General features: G+C 70.9%; 16 protein-coding genes. 5 read left to right on the plus strand and 11 right to left on the minus strand.

What is annotated here, in order from left to right; genetic code table 11:
* Nucleotides 1-337 precede the first annotated feature (337 nt).
* From QO011_RS12730 to QO011_RS12780, 11 genes are all read right to left on the minus strand, one after another.
* Nucleotides 338-1,768 carry an aldehyde dehydrogenase family protein gene (locus QO011_RS12730; RefSeq protein WP_307272353.1) on the minus strand — a complete coding sequence of 477 codons (1,431 nt, stop codon included), beginning with the start codon at nt 1,766-1,768 and terminating at the stop codon, nt 338-340.
* A 36-nt stretch (nt 1,769-1,804) separates the two neighbouring features.
* Nucleotides 1,805-2,878 (minus strand): ABC transporter ATP-binding protein, encoded by a 1,074-nt coding sequence (locus QO011_RS12735; RefSeq protein WP_307272355.1) that lies wholly within the window; start codon nt 2,876-2,878, stop codon nt 1,805-1,807.
* Nucleotides 2,868-3,482 (minus strand): helix-turn-helix domain-containing protein, encoded by a 615-nt coding sequence (locus QO011_RS12740; RefSeq protein ID WP_307272356.1) that lies wholly within the window; start codon nt 3,480-3,482, stop codon nt 2,868-2,870. Before QO011_RS12740 ends, QO011_RS12735 begins: the two co-directional genes overlap by 11 nt.
* 313 nt (nt 3,483-3,795) lie before the next feature.
* Nucleotides 3,796-4,875 (minus strand): ABC transporter substrate-binding protein, encoded by a 1,080-nt coding sequence (locus tag QO011_RS12745; protein WP_307272357.1) that lies wholly within the window; start codon nt 4,873-4,875, stop codon nt 3,796-3,798.
* Between the two features lie 20 nt (nt 4,876-4,895).
* Entirely contained in the window at nt 4,896-5,738 is an 843-nt protein-coding gene (locus QO011_RS12750; protein ID WP_307272359.1) for an ABC transporter permease, read from the minus strand.
* Nucleotides 5,735-6,625 (minus strand): ABC transporter permease, encoded by an 891-nt coding sequence (locus QO011_RS12755; protein ID WP_307272361.1) that lies wholly within the window; start codon nt 6,623-6,625, stop codon nt 5,735-5,737. Before QO011_RS12755 ends, QO011_RS12750 begins: the two co-directional genes overlap by 4 nt.
* A gap of 332 nt (nt 6,626-6,957) precedes the next feature.
* Nucleotides 6,958-7,650, minus strand: a complete 693-nt coding sequence (locus QO011_RS12760; protein WP_307272362.1) for a recombinase family protein — start codon at nt 7,648-7,650, stop codon at nt 6,958-6,960.
* Nucleotides 7,651-8,171: 521 nt separating this feature from the next.
* Nucleotides 8,172-9,887, minus strand: coding sequence for an IlvD/Edd family dehydratase (locus QO011_RS12765; RefSeq protein ID WP_307272364.1), 1,716 nt, complete (start codon nt 9,885-9,887; stop codon nt 8,172-8,174).
* Between the two features lie 18 nt (nt 9,888-9,905).
* Nucleotides 9,906-11,345: an NAD-dependent succinate-semialdehyde dehydrogenase gene (locus QO011_RS12770; RefSeq protein WP_307272365.1), complete on the minus strand. Its 1,440-nt coding sequence runs from the start codon at nt 11,343-11,345 to the stop codon at nt 9,906-9,908.
* A gap of 11 nt (nt 11,346-11,356) precedes the next feature.
* Nucleotides 11,357-13,240: a thiamine pyrophosphate-binding protein gene (locus tag QO011_RS12775; RefSeq protein WP_307272367.1), complete on the minus strand. Its 1,884-nt coding sequence runs from the start codon at nt 13,238-13,240 to the stop codon at nt 11,357-11,359.
* A gap of 57 nt (nt 13,241-13,297) precedes the next feature.
* Nucleotides 13,298-14,086 carry an IclR family transcriptional regulator gene (locus QO011_RS12780; protein ID WP_307272369.1) on the minus strand — a complete coding sequence of 263 codons (789 nt, stop codon included), beginning with the start codon at nt 14,084-14,086 and terminating at the stop codon, nt 13,298-13,300.
* Nucleotides 14,087-14,449: 363 nt separating this feature from the next.
* On the opposite strand from QO011_RS12780, the gene QO011_RS12785 reads away from it, so the two are divergent.
* From QO011_RS12785 to QO011_RS12805, 5 genes are all read left to right on the plus strand, one after another.
* Nucleotides 14,450-15,511 (plus strand): ABC transporter substrate-binding protein, encoded by a 1,062-nt coding sequence (locus QO011_RS12785; RefSeq protein WP_307272370.1) that lies wholly within the window; start codon nt 14,450-14,452, stop codon nt 15,509-15,511.
* Between the two features lie 68 nt (nt 15,512-15,579).
* Nucleotides 15,580-16,515: an ABC transporter permease gene (locus QO011_RS12790; protein ID WP_307272371.1), complete on the plus strand. Its 936-nt coding sequence runs from the start codon at nt 15,580-15,582 to the stop codon at nt 16,513-16,515.
* 48 nt (nt 16,516-16,563) lie between these two features.
* Nucleotides 16,564-17,691 carry a Gfo/Idh/MocA family protein gene (locus QO011_RS12795; protein WP_307272372.1) on the plus strand — a complete coding sequence of 376 codons (1,128 nt, stop codon included), beginning with the start codon at nt 16,564-16,566 and terminating at the stop codon, nt 17,689-17,691.
* An 8-nt stretch (nt 17,692-17,699) separates the two neighbouring features.
* Nucleotides 17,700-18,533: a sugar phosphate isomerase/epimerase family protein gene (locus QO011_RS12800; protein ID WP_307272374.1), complete on the plus strand. Its 834-nt coding sequence runs from the start codon at nt 17,700-17,702 to the stop codon at nt 18,531-18,533.
* A complete protein-coding gene (locus QO011_RS12805) occupies nt 18,530-19,321 on the plus strand; it encodes an ATP-binding cassette domain-containing protein (protein ID WP_307272376.1) in 792 nt (263 codons plus the stop codon). Before QO011_RS12800 ends, QO011_RS12805 begins: the two co-directional genes overlap by 4 nt.
* The last annotated feature ends 8 nt before the right edge of the window (nt 19,322-19,329 follow it).

A 19,329-nucleotide genomic window follows, 5' to 3' on the forward strand; every position in this document is an offset into this window, starting at 1 on the left:
AATATCCATCGCCCATCTCTCGCGAATCAATCGTGCGAGAGAGAATCACCTTAGGTAGGCCTCGAATACCTAAATGTGTGAACACAACAGCCACGAAGTGGGGAAGGTGGCCCGACGAAGTCGGGTCGGATGGGGTGTGGCGGGCAGGTCCGGGACGGTGTTCGGCTGGCACCGACGGTTGTGCGAGGACTTGCAAACGCCGAGCCCTGCGCGCCACACCCCATCCGTCGCCACTTCGTGGCGCCACCTTCCCCACCTCCGGTGGAGAAGGCTTTTGCGCCCCATTTTGCCACAACCGAGTCGCCGATTCCTCGTCCTCGCTCTCCCAGGCCCCCCTTCACGCCGCCCCGTAGCCGACGATGCCCTTGATCTCCAGGAAGTCGTGGATGCCGAAATCGGCATATTCGCGCCCATTCCCGGACTGCTTGTAGCCGCCGAACGGAGCCTGCGTGTCCCAGTCGGGATAGCTGAGATAGACCGAGCCGGCCCGCATCCGCGCCGCGACCCGGCGGGCATGGGCCTTGTCCTCCGACTGGACATAGGCCGCCAGCCCGTAGACCGTGTCGTTGGCGATCTGGACCGCCTGGTCCTCGCTCTCGTAGGACAGCACCGAGAGCACCGGCCCGAAGATTTCCTCGCGGGCGATGGTCATGCCCGGCGTGACATGGCCGAACACCGTCGGGCGGACGTAATAGCCGCGGTTGAGCCCGTCCGGCCGGCCCGGACCGCCGGTGACCAGCGTGGCGCCCTCGGCGATGCCGCTTTCGATCAGGCGCTGGATCTTGTCGTACTGGAGCTGGCTGACCACCGGGCCGAGCACCGTGTCGGCGGCCTTGGGGTCGCCGACCTTGTGGGTCTCGGCCGCGGCCTTGGCGATGGCGAGGGCCTCGTCGTGGCGCCCGGCCGGCACCAGCATGCGGGTGGGGGCGTCGCAGGACTGGCCGCTGTTGCCGAAGCAACCTTCCACGCCCTTGGTCACGGCGGCGGCGAAGTCGGCGTCGGGCAGGATGATGTTGGCGGACTTGCCGCCGAGCTCCTGGGCCACGCGCTTCACCGTGTCGGCGGCGGTCTTGGCGACGATGATGCCGGCGCGGGTCGAGCCGGTGAACGACATCATGTCGATGCCGGGATGGCCGGCCATCACCTGGCCGACATCCGGGCCGGTGCCGTTGATGAGGTTGAACACGCCCTTGGGCACGCCGGCCGCGTGCATCACCTCGGCGAAGACGATGCCGCTGATCGGCGCGATTTCGCTCGGCTTCAGCACCATGGTGCAGCCGGCGGCCAGCGCCGGGGCGACCTTGCAGACGATCTGGTTGAGCGGCCAGTTCCAGGGGGTGATCAGCCCGCAGACGCCGATCGGCTCCTTGACCACGCGGGTCGTGCCGCGCTGGTGCTCGAACTCGAAGGCCTCCAGCGCCGCGATGGTCGCCTCCATATGGCCGCGGCCGGCCCAGGCCTGCGCCTCGCGGGCGAAGCCGAGCGGCGCGCCCATCTCCTGCGACACGGCGGCGGCGATGTCCTCGAAGCGCTCGTTATAGGCCTCCAGCACCCGCCGCAGCAGGGCGAGGCGCTCGGCCTTCGTCGTCACGGAGAAGGCGGGAAAGGCCGCCTGCGCCGCGGCCACCGCCCGGTCGACATCCGCCCTGGAGCCGATCGAGATCGCGGTGAAGGCCTCCTCGGTCGAGGGATCGATGACGTCGAGCCGCGCGGGCACGACCGGGTCGACCCAGGCGCCGTCGATGTAGAAGCGGAGATGGTTGGACATGGATTCCGGATCCGTTGCTCGGTGGTGAAGATGGGTTCAGGCCGCGCGCAATGTACGCGCCGCGCCCGGCCGGACGCTAAGAAAAAGCGTGTCGCCGACCGCGAAGCCGGCGGAGGCGGCGCGCCGCGGCGTGTCGATGGTGAGCTCGGTCCCGTCGGCGAGCCGGGCGTGGAGGCGCAGGGAACGGCCATGGAACACGGTGCCGACGAGGCGCGCGGCAGCCGTATCGGGCGCCTCGGCCTCGATCAGCACGTCCTCCGGGCGGATGCCGACGGCGAGCGGCTCGCCCGGCCCCGGACCCTCGCCCTGCGCTTCCAGCATGAGCGGGCCGGCGGCGACGAGGAGGCCGTCGCCGCGGCGCTCGACCACCCGGCCCTCCAGCACGTTCATGGTGCCGATGAAGCCGGCGACGAAGCGGGTGGCGGGCGCATCGTAGAGCTCGGCCGGGCCGGCGATCTGCTCGATGCGGCCGCGGTTCATCACCGCGATGCGGTCGGAGATGGACAAGGCCTCGGTCTGGTCGTGCGTCACCATGACGAAGGTGGTGCCGAGCTCGGCCTGCAGGCGCTTGAGCTCAACCTGCATCTGCTCGCGCAGATGCGCGTCGAGCGCCGAGAGCGGCTCGTCGAGCAGCAGCACCCGGGGCTCGCACACGATCGCCCGGGCGAGGGCGACGCGCTGGCGCTGGCCGCCGGAGAGGGCGGCGACCCGCGCGCCGATCTTGTCGGCGAGGCCGACCAGCTCCAGCGCCGCCGCGATCCGGCGCCGCATGTCGGCGGCGGGGAGCCGTCGCAGCGTCAGGCCGAAGCCGACATTCTCGGCGACGTCCATGTGCGGGAACAGGGCATAGTCCTGGAACACGGTGTTGACCGGCCGGTCATAGGGCCGCAGCGCCGTGACGTCGCGGCCGTCGAGCAGGACCCGGCCCCCGGTCGGCTGCTCGAAGCCGGCGATGACCCTGAGCGTGGTGGTCTTGCCGCAGCCGGAGGGGCCGAGCAGGCTGAGGAACTCGCCCGTGGCAATGGTGAGGTCGACCTCGTCGAGGCCGACCACGCCGCCGGGAAAGCGCTTGGAGACGGCTTCCAGCCGCAGGACCGGATCAGCCGCCACCGCGCACCTCGGAGGGCTTGACCGTGTTGACCCACAGCACCGTGCAGGGCTCGCGGCCGGGATTGCGGAACGTGTGGGAGAGCGTGCTCTTGAAGGCGAAGCTGTCGCCGGCCTTGAGGAGGTAGACGACGCCGTCGATGGTCAGCTCCAGCTCGCCGGCCTCGACGATGCCGAACTCGTGCCCGGCATGGGCATAGGCCGCCGCGGCTCCGCAGCCCGGCTCCACCCGGACCATCAGCCCGGTCAGGGCCGCGCCCGGCGGCGACAAGAGGTCCTTGCGGATGCCCTCGGACCAGACCGGCACCTGCCGGCGGCCATTGGCGCGCACGCTGTAGAGGTCGCCTGCCTCCTCGCCACCCTCGGAGATGAGGCTGTGCGGCTCGACGTCGAGCGCGGCGGCGAGCGGCCAGAGCACCCGCACGCGCAGCGAGGTCAGGCCGCGCTCGATCTGGCTGAGCGCGCCGACCGAGATGCCGGCGCGCTGGGCGAGCTCGGTGAGGCCGAGATGGCGCTCCAGCCGCAGCGCCCGGATGCGCCGCCCGACGCGGATGTCGGCCGCCGCATGGTCGGAAGCGTCGCCTTCGTCGATCTGTTCGACCGTCACGCAAGGCCTCCCGAAGGTGACAAACGCCGGCAGGCGCCAGACGTATATGGCGCAACACCGGCCGCTCCCCTCCCCCTTGCGGGGAGGGGTGAGGGGTGGGGGTCGTGCAGAATGAGGTCGATCGGCACGCAAAGGGCGCCTCTCGATATGCGTCGTGCTCGATCCTGATGGACCCCCACCCCGTACCCCTCCCCGTCGATCTCGGGTGTTCCCGAGATCGACCGCTGAAGAGGCAAGTCGGAAACATCCGACTTGCTCGGGGGAGGGGATTGGCTGGCGTCGCGCATCAGGCGGTTCGTGCAAAGTCCCCCCATCACCCCCCCGCCTTCACCTTCTCGAACATCTTGGCGAGGTCCTCGTTCTGCTTCATCGGGCCGGTGAACACGGTCGACTTCAGCATCACCTCCGGGTCGGCAGGCAGCTGCAGCCGGTCGAGGTCGGCCTTCGGCACCTCGGCGAAGGCCGCGCTGGAGGCGCTGCCATAGCCGTATTGCTCGATCAGCTGCTTGCCCGATTCGGCCTCCAGGCGGCTGTTGATGAAGTCATAGGCGAGGTCGACGTGCTGGGCATCCTTCAAGAGCACCATGCCGCAGGCCCAGGTCAGCATGCCCTCCTTCGGCTTCATGAACTCCACCGGGACGCCCTGCTTCTTCAGCGTGGTGGCCGAGGCGTTCCAGGTCATGGCCGCGACCAGTTCGCCGCTCGCCAGCGACTGCTCCACCGAGGTCATGTCGGTGGTGTAGCTGCGCAGGAGCGGGCGCTGCTCGCGCAGCTTGTCCGCCACCTTGTCGAGCTCGGCCGGCGTCAGGTCGAACGGATTCACCCCCGCGAGCAACGCGGCGACGATCGGCGTGTCGTGCACGGCGTCGATGGTGGCCATGCGGCCGGCATAGCGCTTGTCCCACAAGAGGGTCCAGCTCTGCTCGGGGTCCTTCACCAGGTCGGTGCGGTAGAGGATCGAGGTGTTGCCCCAGTCCCAGGGCACCATCCATACCTTGCCGTCACCCGCCTGCAGGTCGGGCAGGGCCTTGAACACCGGGAAGATGGTGTCCCAGTTCTTCAGGCGCCCGGTGTCGATCGGCTGGATCAGCCCGGCTTTGCGCCAGATCGCCACCTTGTCGTAGCAGGGATGGGCGATGTCGGGGTGAAAGCCTGCCTTGACCTTGGTGTAGGCGTCGTCGTCGTCGCCGAACATCGCGGTCTCCAGCCCGTCGGGATGGGCGGCGAGGAAGCTCTTGTTGAAGTCCGGCAGCTCGTAGCCCGACCAGGTGAAATAGGCGAGCTTGTCGCCGGCCGCGGCCGTGCCGGCGAGGGCGGCGCCGATAGCAAGAGCGGCGGTGAGGCCGCCGATGAGCCTCCTGGCGAGGCGGAATGCGTTTGCGCGGGCAGGCATGGGGGTCCCTCTCTGGTTGTTCAGGCTTGCAGCGCCGCCCCGGCCGCGGCGGCCGGGACGGGACCGGCGCCGCGCAGGCCGCGGCGGCGGATCAGCTCGGCGCCGGTGGCGACGGCGACCGAAACGGCGAGGATGAGGGTGCCGAGCGCCATCACGCCGGGCAGGGCCTTGGGAAAGCGCAGCTGGCTCCAGATGAACACCGGCAGCGTCGCGTCGGTGCCGGCGAGGAAGAAGGCGACGATGAACTCGTCGAACGAGGTGAGGAAGGCGAGCAGGAAGGCCGAGGCCACCGCCGGCGCGGCGAGCGGCAGCAGCACGCGCCGGAACACCGTCGCCTCATGCGCGCCGAGATCCATCGCCGCCTCGCCGAGGCTCCTGGGCAGGGCTTTGAGCCGGCTGCGCATGATGACCACCGTGGTCGGCAGCGCCACCAGCGTGTGGCCGAGCACGATGGCGGCGCGTGATGGCCCGAGCCCGGCGAGGTTGGCCAGGATCAGCAGGGCGATGCCGACGATGACGCCGGGGATCAGGATCGGCAGGCGCGCCAGCGCCGAGACCAGCCGCGCCGTCCGCCCGCCGCCGACCACGTCCATATAGGCGACGGTGACGCCGGTCAGCGTCGCCAGCGCCGCCGCGCAGAGGCCGACGACGAGGCTGGTGAAGAGCGCGCGGTGCAGCTCCTCGTTGGCGAAGAGGCCGGCGTACCAGGCGAGGGTGAAGCCCTTCAGGGGGAAGGCGGCCTGGATCGAATCGTTGAACGAGAACAGCGGGATCAGCACGATCGGCAGGTAGAGAAAGACGAGGTAGGCCCCGACATAGGCGGCGAGCCAGCGCCCGCCCGGGGCGGCGTCGGGCGCGCTCATGTCCGGCTCCCCCAGCGCCGGTCGCCGGCCCGGGCGGCCAGCACCACGGCGAGGATGACCAGCATGACCAGGACGGAAAGGGCGGCGCCGAACGGCCAGTCGTCGGCCTTGCCGAACTGGGCCTGGATGATCGAGCCGATCATGGTGCTGGCCGGCCCGCCGACCAGCGCCGGCGTGACATAGTCGCCGACCGTCGGCACGAACACCACCAGCGCCGCCGAGAGCACGCCGGGCATGGAAAGCGGCAGCACCACGCGGCGGAAGGTGGTGAAGGGCCGGGCGCCGAGGTCGCCGGCCGCCTCGAGCAGCGAGCGCGGGATGGTGTCGAGCGCCACGTAGATCGGCAGGATGGCGAAGGCGGCATAGGCATGCGCCAGCGTCACCACCACCGCGGCCGGGGTGTTGAGGAAGGCGAGAATCGGCTCGGCGGTCAGCCCGCTGGTCAGCAGCGCCGAGTTGAGCACGCCGTTGAAGGCGAGCACGATCTTCCAGGCGAACACCCGCAGGAGATAGCTGGTCCAGAACGGCAGCGTCACCAGGAACAGGATGAGGCCGCGGCGGCGCCCGGCATGGAAGGCGATGTAATAGCTGACGGGATAGGCAGTCGCGACCGTCGCGAGCGTCACCAGGCCGGCGATGGCCAGCGAGCGCAGCAGCACCGCGCCATAGAGCGGGTCGCCGAGCGCGGCGGCGAAATTGTCGAGGGTGAAGCCGGCGCCGGCGAGCGTGCCGTCGTTGCGGCGAAAGCCCAGCGCCAGCACGGCCCCGAGCGCGAACAGCACCAGCACCAGGCTCGCCAGCGCTCCCGGCAGCATCATCGCCGCGCCGAACAGCCGGCGCCGGTGCTCGGAGGTCGCGTTCGGGGAGGGAAGGGCCGCTGCGGTCATGCTGCGCCACCGGCGTGAATTGTGGCAATAATTTTTCACAAATATGAAAAAGTCAATCCGTCGACTGCGGCGACCTTCCGGTGCTCGGCGCTCGAAGGTGTCGAGTCGCCGATGCCAGGCGCCGGCCATGGCGTGGCCTGAAATGCGTGCGGGTGATTTCAGGGCCGTGAAACGCCGGGGCGGACAAGGTCCGCGTCACGCTCCGGGCCGGTCAGGGCGTTCGGGGGTGAGCATGACGTCCTGAACCCCGCCCTTCTCCCGGCCGGGACGGTGCGCGTTGCCCGGCATGGCTGCTCGCGCATGGACCTCGCCGTGGGGCGGCGGTCGGCGGATCAGGACCCGGAGGAGGGCGGCCGGGATTTGCGCAGGAGCAGGTTGCGCACCGTCGTCGCATGCCAGGCGCCGTGGCGGCGCGTCTGCACCCCGTCGGCGTTGAGCGCGGCGGCGATGCCGTCATAGCTGGTGACGCCGGTGGCCCGGATGCGCTCGATCGTCGGCAGCAGGGCGTCGGCGAAGGCGTCGGCATTGGCCTGCACGGCCGCCCGCCCCAGCACCGCGGCGGTCTCGACCAGCGCCGGATTGCCCAGGGGCTTGCCCTCGGCCTTGCGCGCGGCGAGCGCGATCCGGGTGCGCTCGGAGATGAGCGAGCGTTCCTTGTGCGACAGCCGCTCGTAGAGATGCAGCATGAAGGGGTGCACGTCCGGCCCGCCCTCGGCCACGACGACGGCGATCTGCCGGGCCATCAGGCCGGCGATGAAGGCGACGTCGTTGGACAGGCGATCGAGCCGCGCCACCACCAGCGGGCAGCGCGCCCGCAGGGCCGCGGCCACCGCCGCCGCCAGCAGCGGGCGGTCGCCGAGCGCCTCCGGGACCTTGCCGACCTCCACCTCGATATGTTCGCCGAGGATGGCGAGGCCTTCCCGAGCGGCGAAGCGCCGGATGGCTTGACGCTGCGGCTCGAGGCCATAGCTCGCTTGGCCATGACGTAGCGTCTGGATCCTGATATAGGCGACGGCGGCCCGCATCGTCCCGCACTCTGTCGACAGTCAAAAGTATAATTAACCCTATTTGTTTTGCAAGTTATTACCGACGTCCATCGACTCCGGTGAAACGTGGATTCTTTTGCAATCGATCCGGCAGTGTGAGGGGCTGAGTTCTGCAAGAATGCAGGTAATAGCCCACCCGTCCGCAATCGGCACGCAATCGCCGGTTCGGGCAAGCCACGCCGAGGGCGCGGGATCCGGCCAATTGTTCGAATCTGCGGCCGTTCGGGGCAGCAGGGAGGGGAAATATGGTCGCGCCGTGGCGAATCAGCCCGTGCCGGCATCGATCTCGGTGGATTGACAGCAAGTTGACAGGAAGCACCCGGCGCGGCCGAAGGCCGTCGCATCGCACGGCCGCAATGCCGGATGCGCGATGCGACAGGTGCGATACGAGGACCGGGCGCTGCTGCGGCGCATCGGCGACATTGACTGCTGCCAGTGCCGCGATTTGACTGGATCGCCGGCCGGCTGAGCTGCCACCCCTTACGCGACGGGGACGGCGCTCAGCCCTCCACCTTCAGCCCCCTCAGAAACCCGAAGTCGCACCCCTCGTCCGCCTGCAAAATCTGCTCCTCGTACAGCCGCTGATACCCCCGTGTCGGCTTGCGCGCACGGGGCGGCAGGCCCTCGCGCCGCGCGGCGAGCTCCTCATCGTCGACCAGCAGTTCCAGCCGCCGCTCCGCCACGCTGAGGCGGATGCGGTCGCCGTCGCGCACCAGGGCGAGCGGGCCGCCGGAGGCGGCGTCGGGGGCGACGTGCAGCACGATGGTGCCGTAGGCGGTGCCGCTCATGCGCGCATCGGAGATGCGCACCATGTCCTTGACGCCGGCGCGGGCGAGCTTGGCGGGGATCGGGAGGTAGCCGGCCTCGGGCATGGCGGCCTCGCTGGTCGGCCCGGCATTCTGCAGCACCAGGAAATCCTCGGGCGTCACGTCGAGGGCGGGGTCGTCGATGCGGGCGGCGAGGTCGGCGAGCGAGGTGAACACCACGGCGCGGCCCTCGCGCTCGAACAAGGCGGGGTCGGCGGCGGCGCGCTTCAGGATGGCGCCGCGCGGGGCGAGGTTGCCGAACAGGGCGACGAGCCCGCCGGTCGGCCGGACCGGCGCGACGGCTGCGTGCACCACGGCGCGGTCCACCCAGGCGGGCGCGGCGTCGATACGCTCGCCGAGGGTCTCGCCGGTCACGGTCAGGCAGTCGAGATGCAGCAGCGGGCGCAATTCGCGCAGCACGGCGGGGATGCCGCCGGCGGCGTAGAGGTCCTCCATATAGGCGCTGCCGGTGGGCTTGAGGTCGACCAGCACCGGCGTGGTCTCGCTCATGGCGTTCATCGCGTCGAGGTCGAGGCGGTGGCCGAGCCGGCCGGCGATGGCGGCGAGATGCACCACGGCATTGGTCGAGCCGCCGAGCGCCAGCAGCACGCGCACCGCGTTCTCGAAGGCCTTGGCCGTCATGATCCGGCTCGGGCGCCGGTCCGAGCCGATCAGCGACACGGCGATGCGGCCCGTCTCCTCCGCCATGCGCAGCCGGTCGGCGTCGACGGCGGGGATGGCGGCGGCGCCGGCCGGCATCATGCCGAGCGCCTCGGCGAGGCTCGCCATGGTGCTGGCCGTGCCCATCACGGCGCAGGTGCCTGATGTCGAGGCGAGGCGCTGCTCCACCGCGTCGATCTGTTCGTCGTCCACCTCGCCGGCGCGGTAGCGCGCCCAGAAGCGCCGGCAGTCCGTGCAGGCGCCGAGCCGCTCGCCGCGGTGGCGGCTGGTCGACATCGGCCCGGCGACGAGCTGGATCGCCGGCAGGTCGGCCGAGGCCGCGCCCATCAGCTGGGCCGGCACGGTCTTGTCGCAGCCGCCGAGCAGCACCACCGCGTCCATCGGCTGGGCGCGGACCATCTCCTCCACATCCATGGCCATCAGGTTGCGGAACTTCAGGCTGGTCGGCTCGAGGAAGACCTCGCCGAGCGAGATGGTGGGGAACTCCACCGGCAGGGCGCCGGCGGCGAGCACGCCGCGCTTCACCGCCTCGATCAGCTCGGGGAAATGGCGGTGGCAATTGTTGAAGCCGCTGGCGGAATGGCAGATGCCGACGATCGGCCGCTCCAGCATCTGCCTGGAATAGCCCATGGAGCTGGCGAAGGAGCGGCGGAGATAGAGGCTGAAGCCGCGGTCGCCGTAATTGGTGAGGCCGCGCCTGAGGCCGTGCGGCTTGTCGTCCTGGCTCATCGCCCGCTCCTTCTCACGCTACGCCAGGCGCAGCTTGACATATTTCGGCTCGAGATAGTCGAGGATGCCGAGCCGGCCGCCTTCGCGCCCCATGCCGCTCGCCTTGATGCCGCCGAACGGGATTTCCGCCGCGGCCAGCAGCATGTCGTTGACGCCGACCATGCCGACCTCCAGCGCCTCGGCGGCGCGGGTGGCGGTCTCCAGCGAGCGGGAGAAGACGTAGCCGGCAAGGCCATAGGGCAGGGCATTGGCGCGCGCCACCACCTCGTCGAAGCCGGCGAAGGGCAGGATCGGCGCCACCGGTCCGAACGGCTCCTCCTGCAGCACCGCGGCGCCCTCGGGCACGCGGCCGAGCACGGTCGGCGCATAGAAGAAGCCGCGGTTGAAGCCGGGCGGCGGGCCGCCGCCGGCGAGGAGCTCGGCGCCGCGGCCGAGCGCATCCTCCACCAGCCGGGCCACGCGCTCGCGCCCGCGGGCATTGACCATCGGGCCGACCTCCACGCCCGCGTCGCGGCCGTGGCCGACGCGCAGGGCCGCCGCGGTCCCGGCCATGGCCCGGGCGAAGGGCTCGTACAGGCTCTCGTGCACGTAGAAGCGGCTCGGCGCGATGCAGACCTGGCCGGCATTGCGGAATTTCGCGCGGGCGCAGGCGATGCCGGCCGCCACCGGGTCGGCATCGGCGAAGACCAGCACCGGCGCATGGCCGCCGAGCTCCATGGTCATCTTCTTCATGCCGTCGGCGCACAGCCGCATCAGCGCCTGGCCGACGGCGAGCGAGCCGGTGAGCGACACCTTGCGGATGACGGGCGAGGCGATGAGGTGGCGCGCGATGTCGGGCGGCGCGCCGGTCACCACGTTGAGCACGCCGGGCGGCAGGCCCGCGGCCCGCGCCGCCTCGGCGATGACGTAGAGGCTGGAAGGCGTCTCCTCCGAAGGCTTGACCACGATCGGGCAGCCGGCGGCGAGCGCCGCGGCAATCTTGCGCGCCGGCAGCAGGGCGGGGAAGTTCCAGGCGGTGAAGGCGGCGACCGGGCCGACGGGATCATAGCGCACCTGCAGGCGCACCTGCGGCTCGCGCCCGTCGAGGCTGTGGCCGAAGATGCGCCGGGCCTCGTCGGCATACCAGTCGAACTGGTCGACCGCGGCGGCGAGCTCGCCGCGGGCCTCGGCCAGCGGCTTGCCGGTCTCGCGCGACATCATGCCGGCCGCCTCCTCGGCGCGGGCGCGCAGCTCGGCCGCGATGCGGCGCAGCACGGCCGAGCGCTCCCAGCCGGAGACGGCGCGCCAGCGCGGCGCCGCCGCGGCCAGCGCCGCGAGCGCGTCGTCGAGATCGGCCGGCCCGGCCCGGGGGATGGTGCCGATCACCTCCTCGTCCGCGGGGTCGATCACCGCCAGCGTGGCGCCGTCGCGCGCCGGGCGCCAGGCGCCGTCGATGAACAGTCCGAAGCGTTCGTACATGGCGCAGCCCTTCACAGTGTCTGATCGGCGTAGAGGCGCTCGACCTCGGCGCACCAGGGGCCGACGTTCCAGCGGCCATAGGCGCCCATGCCGCCGAGCGGGTCGTCGCCCCAATAGACCGGCACGTGGACGACGGAGAGGCCGTCATGGGCGTAGGCCTCGCGCAGCGCCGCCTCGAAGGCCTCGGGCGTCCAGCCGCCGAACACCGCCTTGACGCCGCGCACCGCGGCGGCGAGCGCGACATAGTCGACCGCGACGTCGTCGCCGGTGGCGAAGTCCGGCCCGTACTGGGCGTGCTGCAGCGAGGAGATGGCGCCCATGCGCCGGTTGTCGAAGACGACCAGCATGCCGCGCACGCCGTGCAGCACGGCGTCGACCAGGATCTGCGGGTTCATCATGAAGGAGCCGTCGCCGGAGAAGGCGATCATGTAGGCGGGCCGGTCCGCCGCGGCGGCGGCGAGCAGCGCGCTGGCGGCGAAGCCCATGTAGGAGGCGCCGGCCTCGGTGATGGTCCGGCCGGGCCGGTCGTCCTCGACGATCTGGAAGCCGTTGGCCTGCACGTCGCCGGCGTCGAAGATCTTGATGGCGCCGCGGGCATCGGCGAAGCGGGCGAGGGCCGCCACGGCGCTCGGCTGGGTCAGCACCGGGCGGCCCCAGGCCGCGTCGGGCAGGGTGACGGCGCCGCAGCGCTCGGCCTTGAAGGCCCGCCAGGCCGCCTTGCGCTCGGCGCACGCCTCCCGCCAGGCGGCGGTGCGCGCCGCGTCGGCCGGGCGCGCCGGGCCGAGCTCCGCCAGCCAGCGCTCGATCACCGCGCCGATGTCGCCCGGCAGCATCAGGGTGTGGTTGTAGTGCGCCGCGGCGGCGAGGTCGCCGTTGATGTTGATGACCGCCTCGGCCCTGGGATAGCCGGTGCCCGAGCAGTCCGCCTGGCACACCGCGCGGGTGCCGATGGCGATGAGGAGGCTCGCCTCCTCCATGGCGTGGTTGCCGCTGATCGAGCCCTTGCTGCCGCCGACATGCATGTTGAGGGGGTGGGCGTCCGGCAGCACGCCGGTCGACTTGGGCGACAGCACCACCGCGGCGCCGAGCCGCTCGGCCAGGCGGCGGACGGCGTCGGGCGCGGACGATGCCCCGCCGCCGGCCTTGATGACGATGCGGCCGTGGCCGAGCGCCAGGGCGCTGGCGGCGCGATAGGGCGCGGCCTCGCTCGGCGCCGTCGCCGGCGGGGCGAGGCGCTCGGGCAGGGCGTCGAGGCGCAGCCCTTCGATGCGGCGCGGCTGCACGTTGATCGGCAGGCAGAGATAGAACGGACCGGCGACATGCGGGCGGTGCACGGCGTCGTTGCCGCGCCGCATCGCCTCCCGCAGCGCCTCCGGCGTGTGCAGGGTGAAGGACGGGCCCATGACGTCGGTGAGCCGGCCGAACTGGCCCTGGCGGGTGCCCGGCACCTGCTGCATGTTGGGGCCCTCGCCATGGGTCGTCTCGTCGCCGTAGAGGTGGTAGACGCCGATGCCGTTGGAGGCGGCGGCGAGCGAGCCGGCGAAGGCCTGGAGCGCCCCGGGGCCGATCGAGGTCACCACCGCCGGCGTCTCGCCGTAGATCCAGCGCAGCGCCGTGGCGGCATGGGCCATCGCCACCTCGTTGCGGCATTGCAGGAAGCGCAGCGCCCCCTCGCCGGCATAGATGCGCAGCACCTCGCCGACATCGGTGTTGCCGTGGCCGAGGATGCCGAACACCTTGGTCACGCCCTGGCGCATCAGCCCGAGCACGACGCCCTCGGAGACGCTGACGTCGACGCGCCCGGGCACCGTGCCGGCGGCGAGGGCCGCGGACAGTCCGCCGGCGGCGGCGATGGCGCGTGCCCGGGCGCGCACCTCCTCCTCTCGAGCCTGCATGCGCATCTCTCCCTGTCGTCTCTTGTGGTGGTGCTGGCTCGTGGGCCGCCCAGGGGGCTAGTCGGCGCCGACGATCGCTCCCGCGGCCTTGTCGTCCTCGAAGCCGAGCCGCCGCGACAGCGCCGCGGCCTCGTCGCGCACCAGCACTTCCCAGTCCTTCATGCGGTCGTCGGTGACGCGCGGGCTCGGGCCGGAGACGCCGATCGCGCCGGCCACCGTGCCGTCGTGACGGAAGACCGGCGCGGCGATGCAGCGCACGCCGATGCTGAACTCCTCGTCGTCATAGGCGACGCGGTTGCGCCGCACCTGGGCGAGATGGCCCTCCAGCGCCGCGCGGTCGCGGATGGTGCGCCGGGTGAACGGCTCGAAGGCGAGCGCGGCCAGGATCGCCTCGCGGATGCGCAGCGGCTGGAAGGCGAGCAGCGACTTGCCGAGCGCGGTGCAGTAGAGCGGCGCCAGCGTGCCGATCGGCGCATCGACGATCACGCCGCGGTCCGGCGCGGCCTGGTCGACATAGAAGGCGCGGCCGTCCGCCAGGATCGCCATGTGCGAGCACTCGCCGGTGCGCTCGGCCAGGCGCTCGAGCGTCGGGCGGGCGCTGGAGCGCAGGTCGATCCGGCGGAGCGCCTTGTGGCCGAGGATGCCGAGGGTGATGCCCAGCGTGTAGCGCTGGGTCACCGGGTCCTGCGCGACGAAGCCGGACTGCTCCAGCGTGCGGAGCATGCGCGACACCGAGCTCTTGTCCATCTCCACCTGGCGCGCGAGCTCGGAGACGCCGACGGCGCCCGGTTCGCGCCCCAGCGTCTCCAGGAGCCGGATTGCCTTGCTGACGGATCTGATTTCCACGCCTGAGCCCGCTCGACCGAGTGAATGGGCGGAGTATGGAGCGTCGATGCGCTTTGGTCAACAGTGTTGCGCTTTACGCCGCCCGCGAAACGCAGTTCTGCGCCGGTGCGGCTCTATCCCGGCGCCCATGGGGCTTCTCCGGCCATGACGGCGGAAGGCGCGGCAAGCGGATCCGCGGGTGCCTGCTCGACATAGCGGCGTCAGTGCGGATGCCATGTCTCACATTGAACATCAGTGTTGACGTATTAGATCCCATATGCCTAGATCTCAGCCGTCACGGCGCAACGGCCTCGCAAAAAATGCCGAGCCGGCCGGAGGCGACGAGCGGCGCCCGCACGATGGAGCCCGAAGAGGGAGGAAGACATGTCGATCACGCTGACGCGGCGCATGCTGCTTGGTGCCGTGGGTGCAACGGCGCTCGGTTTCGGGGCCATGATTTCCGCAACGTCGTTTGCCGTTGCGCAATCGAAGGCCATCGGCGTCTCGATTCCGACCCTCGACAACCCGTTCTGGGTCAATGCCGTCGCCTTCGCCAAGCATGCGGCGGAGGATCTGGGCATCAAGCTCGTCGTCGTCGGTGCGGAAAGCCGCGAGGACAAGCAGCTCGCCGACGTGCAGTCGCTGATCGCCGGCGGCGCCAATGCGCTGGTGGTCACGCCCCAGTCCACGGCGAGCGCGCCGGGCCTGATCATGCTGGCCAAGCGCGCCGGCCTGCCGATCGTCATCGTCGACCGCTATCCCGGCTTCCCGGCCGAGAACGAGCAGGCACCCTATGTCGCCTTCATCGGTCCCAACGACGTCTCGGCCGGGCGCGACATCGCGCAATATCTCATCGCCCAGGGCGCCAAGAGGATCGTCGGCCTCGGCGGCCTGCCGGGCTCGTCCGTCGCCGAGGGGCGCCAGCAGGGGCTGAACGAGGCGGTCAAGGCGGCGGGCGGCGTGGAGCTGGTGCAATATGTCGGCGCCGGCGAGTCCGAGGACGCCGGCTACCAGGCGATGCAGAACCTGCTCGCCGCGCACGCCTCCGGCCAGATCGATGGCGTGTGGTGCTACAACGACGCGCTCTGCCTCGGCGCCTTCCGCGCCATCCGCCAGGCCGGACGCGACAAGGAGATCAAGCTCGGCGGCATGGACCTCGTGCCCCAGGCGCTCGACCTGATCCAGCAGGGCACCAACTACGTCTTCTCCACCGGCGGCCACTGGCTGCAGCTCGGCTTCGGCGTGATGATCGCCTATGACGCCTTGAACGGCCACAAGCCGCTGAAGACCGACATCCGGCTCGACCTGCTCGGCGTCAACGGCAAGAACTTCGCCGATTTCAAGAAGCAGTTCATCGACAACCCGCCGCCCTATGAGGTCAAGGACTACACGCTGACCGACAACCCCAAGGCGACGGCGCAGACCTTCCCGCTCCAGACCAAATGAGCGCGGCCCGGCGGGCGGCGGCCCCGCCCGCCTGCCGCCGGTGCCCCTGTTTCGTGGACGGATCCGTCATGCTTTCCCAATCGGCAGGTGAGTTCCTGTCGCGATACATCGCCTATGTCGCGCTGGTCGTGGTCGTCGCCGTGTTCGGCGTCCTGGCGCCCGACCGCTTCCTGACCACGGGCAATCTCGGCATCGTGCTGCAGAACTGCGCGGTGCTGTGCGTCGTCGCCATCGGCATCACCTTCATCATCATCGGCGGCAGCATCGACCTCAGCGTCGGCTCGGTGATGGCGCTTTCCGGCGCCGTCGCCGCCAGCTGTATCGGCTCGCTCGGCGCCTGGGCCTTCCTGGTCGCCCCGCTGGTCGGCGCCGGGCTCGGGGCGGTCAATGGCGCCGTGTTCGTCTTCGGCCGCATCCCCTCCTTCGTCGTCACGCTCGGCATGCTGTCGGTCGCCCGCGGCTCGACCGTCATCTTCACCGGCGGCATGCCGGTGCCGATCCCCCTAACCAGCGACTTCTACGTCTACGGCACTCCGCCGATGCCCTTCGCCATCGCCGTCGGCGTCGCGGTGGTGATGGGCGCGCTGCTTCGATTCACCACCTTCGGGCGCTATACCTTCGCCATCGGGGGCGATGAGGAGAAGACGCGCGTGCTGGGCGTGCCCGTCGACGGCGTGAAGCTCGCCATGTTCGTCGTCTCCGGCATGCTGGCCGGCCTGGGCGGCGGCATCCTCACCTCCCAGCTCGGCTCGGGCAGCCCGACCGTCGGCACCGGCTTCGAGCTGATGGCCATCTCCGCCGTCGTCATCGGCGGCACGCCGCTCACCGGCGGCGCCGGCTCCGTCCTCGGCACGGTGGTCGGCAGCCTCGTCATCACCACGCTCGCCAACGGGCTGATCATCATGGGCGTCGCCACCAACGTCCAGACCGTGCTGACCGGCATCGTCCTGGTCGGCGCGGTGATGATTTCGATCCGCCGCGGCAAGCTGAAAATCATCAAGTAGCGGCCGTCCAGACGCGCCGCACGCATTGGCAAGGACAGGGTAGGAACGATGTCGAAGTCCGAGGAACGTCCCGTCCGCATCGGCCTCGTCGGGGCCGGCGCGATCATGCGCCTCAGCCACGGGCCGGTCATCACCCGCTCGCCCGATGCCGAGCTCGCCGCGGTGTTCGACCGCGACCTCGGGCGGGCTGAGGCCATCGCCGACGAATTCGGCGGCAGGGCCTTCGACGACCTCGAGGCCATGCTCGACAAGGGCGGCGTCGACGCCGTTGTCGTGGCGACGCCCAACCGCTTCCACGGCGAGGGCGTCATCGCCGCTGCGGCGCATGGCAAGCACGTGCTCTGCGAGAAGCCGCTCGCCCTCGACATCGCCGAGAGCCGCCGCATGGTCGAAGCCTGCGAGGCCGCCGGCGTCGTGCTGCAGGTCGGCTTCAACCAGCGCTTCTGGGGCCAGGTGCAGATCGCCAAGGCGCTGGTCGATGCCGGCTTCATCGGCAAGATCCACCAGATGCGCTCGATCTATTCGGAGAAGTCGACGGCCTATCCGGCGGCGACGCGCTACCGCTACGACCTCGCCCAGTCCGGCGGGGCCACCATCATCGACCTCACCATCCACCGCATCGACCTCGCCCGCCACCTCGTCGGCGATTTTGCCGGCGTCTTCGCCGAGCTCGCCCACAGCGAGATGGCCGAGGCAGTCGACGACAATGTCTGGCTGCTGACGCGCTTCGCCGGCGGCGCTCGCGGCTGCCTCTCGGGCAACCGCTACTCCCCCAATATCGGCGACGGCACCGACCTCTACGGCACCGAGGGCACCATCCATATCGCCAGCGAGACGCTCAACCCGTTCAACGCCGCGCCGCTCGCCGTCTACACCGAGAAGAGCGCCAGGGACCTGCCCGACGTGCTGCGCGAGGCCCACTATCCCGACGCCTGGTGGAAGGGCTTCGACGGCGGCTGGATCACGGTGAAGCCGCCGCGCCGCAGCCCCTACGAGGCGCAGCTGAAGAGCTTCTGCGACGCCATCCGCGCCGGCCGCCCGGCCGACATCACCGGCCTCGACGGCCTCAAGGCGCAGGAGGTGGTGCAGGCCGCCTATCTCTCGATGCGCTCGGGCGGCTGGGTCGACCTGCCGTTGGCTGCCGACGCGCCCTTCATCGTCCCGACCTACGCATGAGGCCCGCCATGATCGGATGCTTCCACAGCGTCGGCCTGCCGCAGCGCGGCATCCTCGAGGCGATCGACAGGGTGGCCGCCGCGGGCTATGCCGCCATCGAGCTCAATGCCGAGACCTTGCCCTGGGCGCCGGCCCACGTCACGCCCGACACCCCGGCGGACGAGCGCCGCGCCGTCGTCGAGGCCTGCCGCCGCCACGGCCTCGCCATCCCGGCCGTCGGCGCCCATGTCGGCATGGTCGCCGACGACGGGGCCGGGCGCGCCGCCGCCATCGCCTTCGTCGATGGCTGCACCGACCTTGCCGTCGATGTCGGGGCTCCGGTCGTGCACATCCTCTCCGGCCCGTCCGCGCCGGGGACGCCGCACGGGGAGGCCTGGCGCTGGTTCGCCGACGCGGTGGCGCGCACCACCGAGCATGCCGCCCGCCGCGGCGTCACGCTCGCGGTCGAGGCGATCGCCGGCCATCTCTTCCACGGCGTCGAGGACTATCACCGCCTCGCCCGCGACCTGCCCGGCGTGGCGTTCAAGGTCAACTTCGATCCGAGCCATCTGGAGGTCCAGGGCGAGGATCCCAGCCGGGTGGTCAACGAGCTCGCCGACCGTATCGTCCACGTCCATCTCAAGGACGGCAGGGGGCGCTATCCCGATTTCAGCTTCCCGCCGCTCGGCCAGGGCACCATCGACTTTGCCGGCCTGGTCGAAGGCCTCGCCCGGGCCGGCTATGCCGGGGCGCTCTCGGTCGAGTACGAGGCGCAGGTCTACGGCTTCCGGGAGAGCGAGGAGGCGATCCTGCGCCACGGCATCGCCATTCTCGACGAGCTGCGCACGGGAGGCGCACCATGACCGCCGCGGTCCTGGCGCCGGCGCCTACCGCTGCGGCGGCCGATGCCGCCTTTTTGAGGCTCGCCGGCGTCGGCAAGCGCTTCGGCGGCCTGCTCGCCCTCGACGGCATCGACCTGGAGATCCGGCGCGGCGAGGTGCTCGGCCTGCTCGGCGACAACGGCGCCGGCAAGACCACGCTGGTCAAGGTCATCGCCGGCGTGCACCAGCCGAGCGCCGGCACGATCGAGTGCTGCGGCGAGGTGGTGCGGATCGCCTCGCCCGACCGCGCCCACCAGCTCGGCATCGAGACCGTGTTCCAGGACCTGGCTCTGATTCCGAACCTGCCGGTGGCCGACAATTTCTTCATCGGCCGCGAGCGCACCTTCGACCTCGTGCCGCGGCTCATCCGCATCCTGCGCAACCGCGAGATGGAGCGCGACGCCGCCGAGACGCTGAAGCGGCTCGACATCCACATCCCCTCGCTGCGCGTCAACGTCGACAGCCTGTCCGGCGGCCAGCGCCAGGCGATCGCCATCGCCCGCGCCATCCGCTGGAAGGCGAGCCTCGTCATCCTCGACGAGCCGACGGCGGCGCTCAGCGTCCCCGAGCAGACCAAGGTGCTGGAGCTGACGCGCCAGCTCGCCGGCCAGGGCGTGGCAGTGGTCTACATCACCCACAACATGGACGACGTCCTGCGCGTCACCGACCGCATCGCCGTGCTCCACCGCGGCCGCAAGGCCGCCGAATTGCGCACGGCGGAGACGGACCGCAACGAAATCGTCCACCTCATCATGTCGGGCCGGCGCTGACGCGCACC

This window comes from Labrys wisconsinensis (genome assembly GCF_030814995.1).
Lineage (GTDB): Bacteria > Pseudomonadota > Alphaproteobacteria > Rhizobiales > Labraceae > Labrys > Labrys wisconsinensis.

Coding starts and splice junctions, on each gene's coding strand:
- QO011_RS12730 (WP_307272353.1), bottom strand. CDS start 1,768: ATGTCCAACCATCTCCGCTTCTACATCGACGGCGCCTGGGTCGACCCG.
- QO011_RS12745 (WP_307272357.1), bottom strand. CDS start 4,875: ATGCCTGCCCGCGCAAACGCATTCCGCCTCGCCAGGAGGCTCATCGGC.
- QO011_RS12750 (WP_307272359.1), bottom strand. CDS start 5,738: ATGAGCGCGCCCGACGCCGCCCCGGGCGGGCGCTGGCTCGCCGCCTAT.
- QO011_RS12755 (WP_307272361.1), bottom strand. CDS start 6,625: ATGACCGCAGCGGCCCTTCCCTCCCCGAACGCGACCTCCGAGCACCGG.
- QO011_RS12760 (WP_307272362.1), bottom strand. CDS start 7,650: ATGCGGGCCGCCGTCGCCTATATCAGGATCCAGACGCTACGTCATGGC.
- QO011_RS12765 (WP_307272364.1), bottom strand. CDS start 9,887: ATGAGCCAGGACGACAAGCCGCACGGCCTCAGGCGCGGCCTCACCAAT.
- QO011_RS12770 (WP_307272365.1), bottom strand. CDS start 11,345: ATGTACGAACGCTTCGGACTGTTCATCGACGGCGCCTGGCGCCCGGCG.
- QO011_RS12775 (WP_307272367.1), bottom strand. CDS start 13,240: ATGCAGGCTCGAGAGGAGGAGGTGCGCGCCCGGGCACGCGCCATCGCC.
- QO011_RS12785 (WP_307272370.1), top strand. CDS start 14,450: ATGTCGATCACGCTGACGCGGCGCATGCTGCTTGGTGCCGTGGGTGCA.
- QO011_RS12790 (WP_307272371.1), top strand. CDS start 15,580: ATGCTTTCCCAATCGGCAGGTGAGTTCCTGTCGCGATACATCGCCTAT.
- QO011_RS12795 (WP_307272372.1), top strand. CDS start 16,564: ATGTCGAAGTCCGAGGAACGTCCCGTCCGCATCGGCCTCGTCGGGGCC.
- QO011_RS12800 (WP_307272374.1), top strand. CDS start 17,700: ATGATCGGATGCTTCCACAGCGTCGGCCTGCCGCAGCGCGGCATCCTC.
- QO011_RS12805 (WP_307272376.1), top strand. CDS start 18,530: ATGACCGCCGCGGTCCTGGCGCCGGCGCCTACCGCTGCGGCGGCCGAT.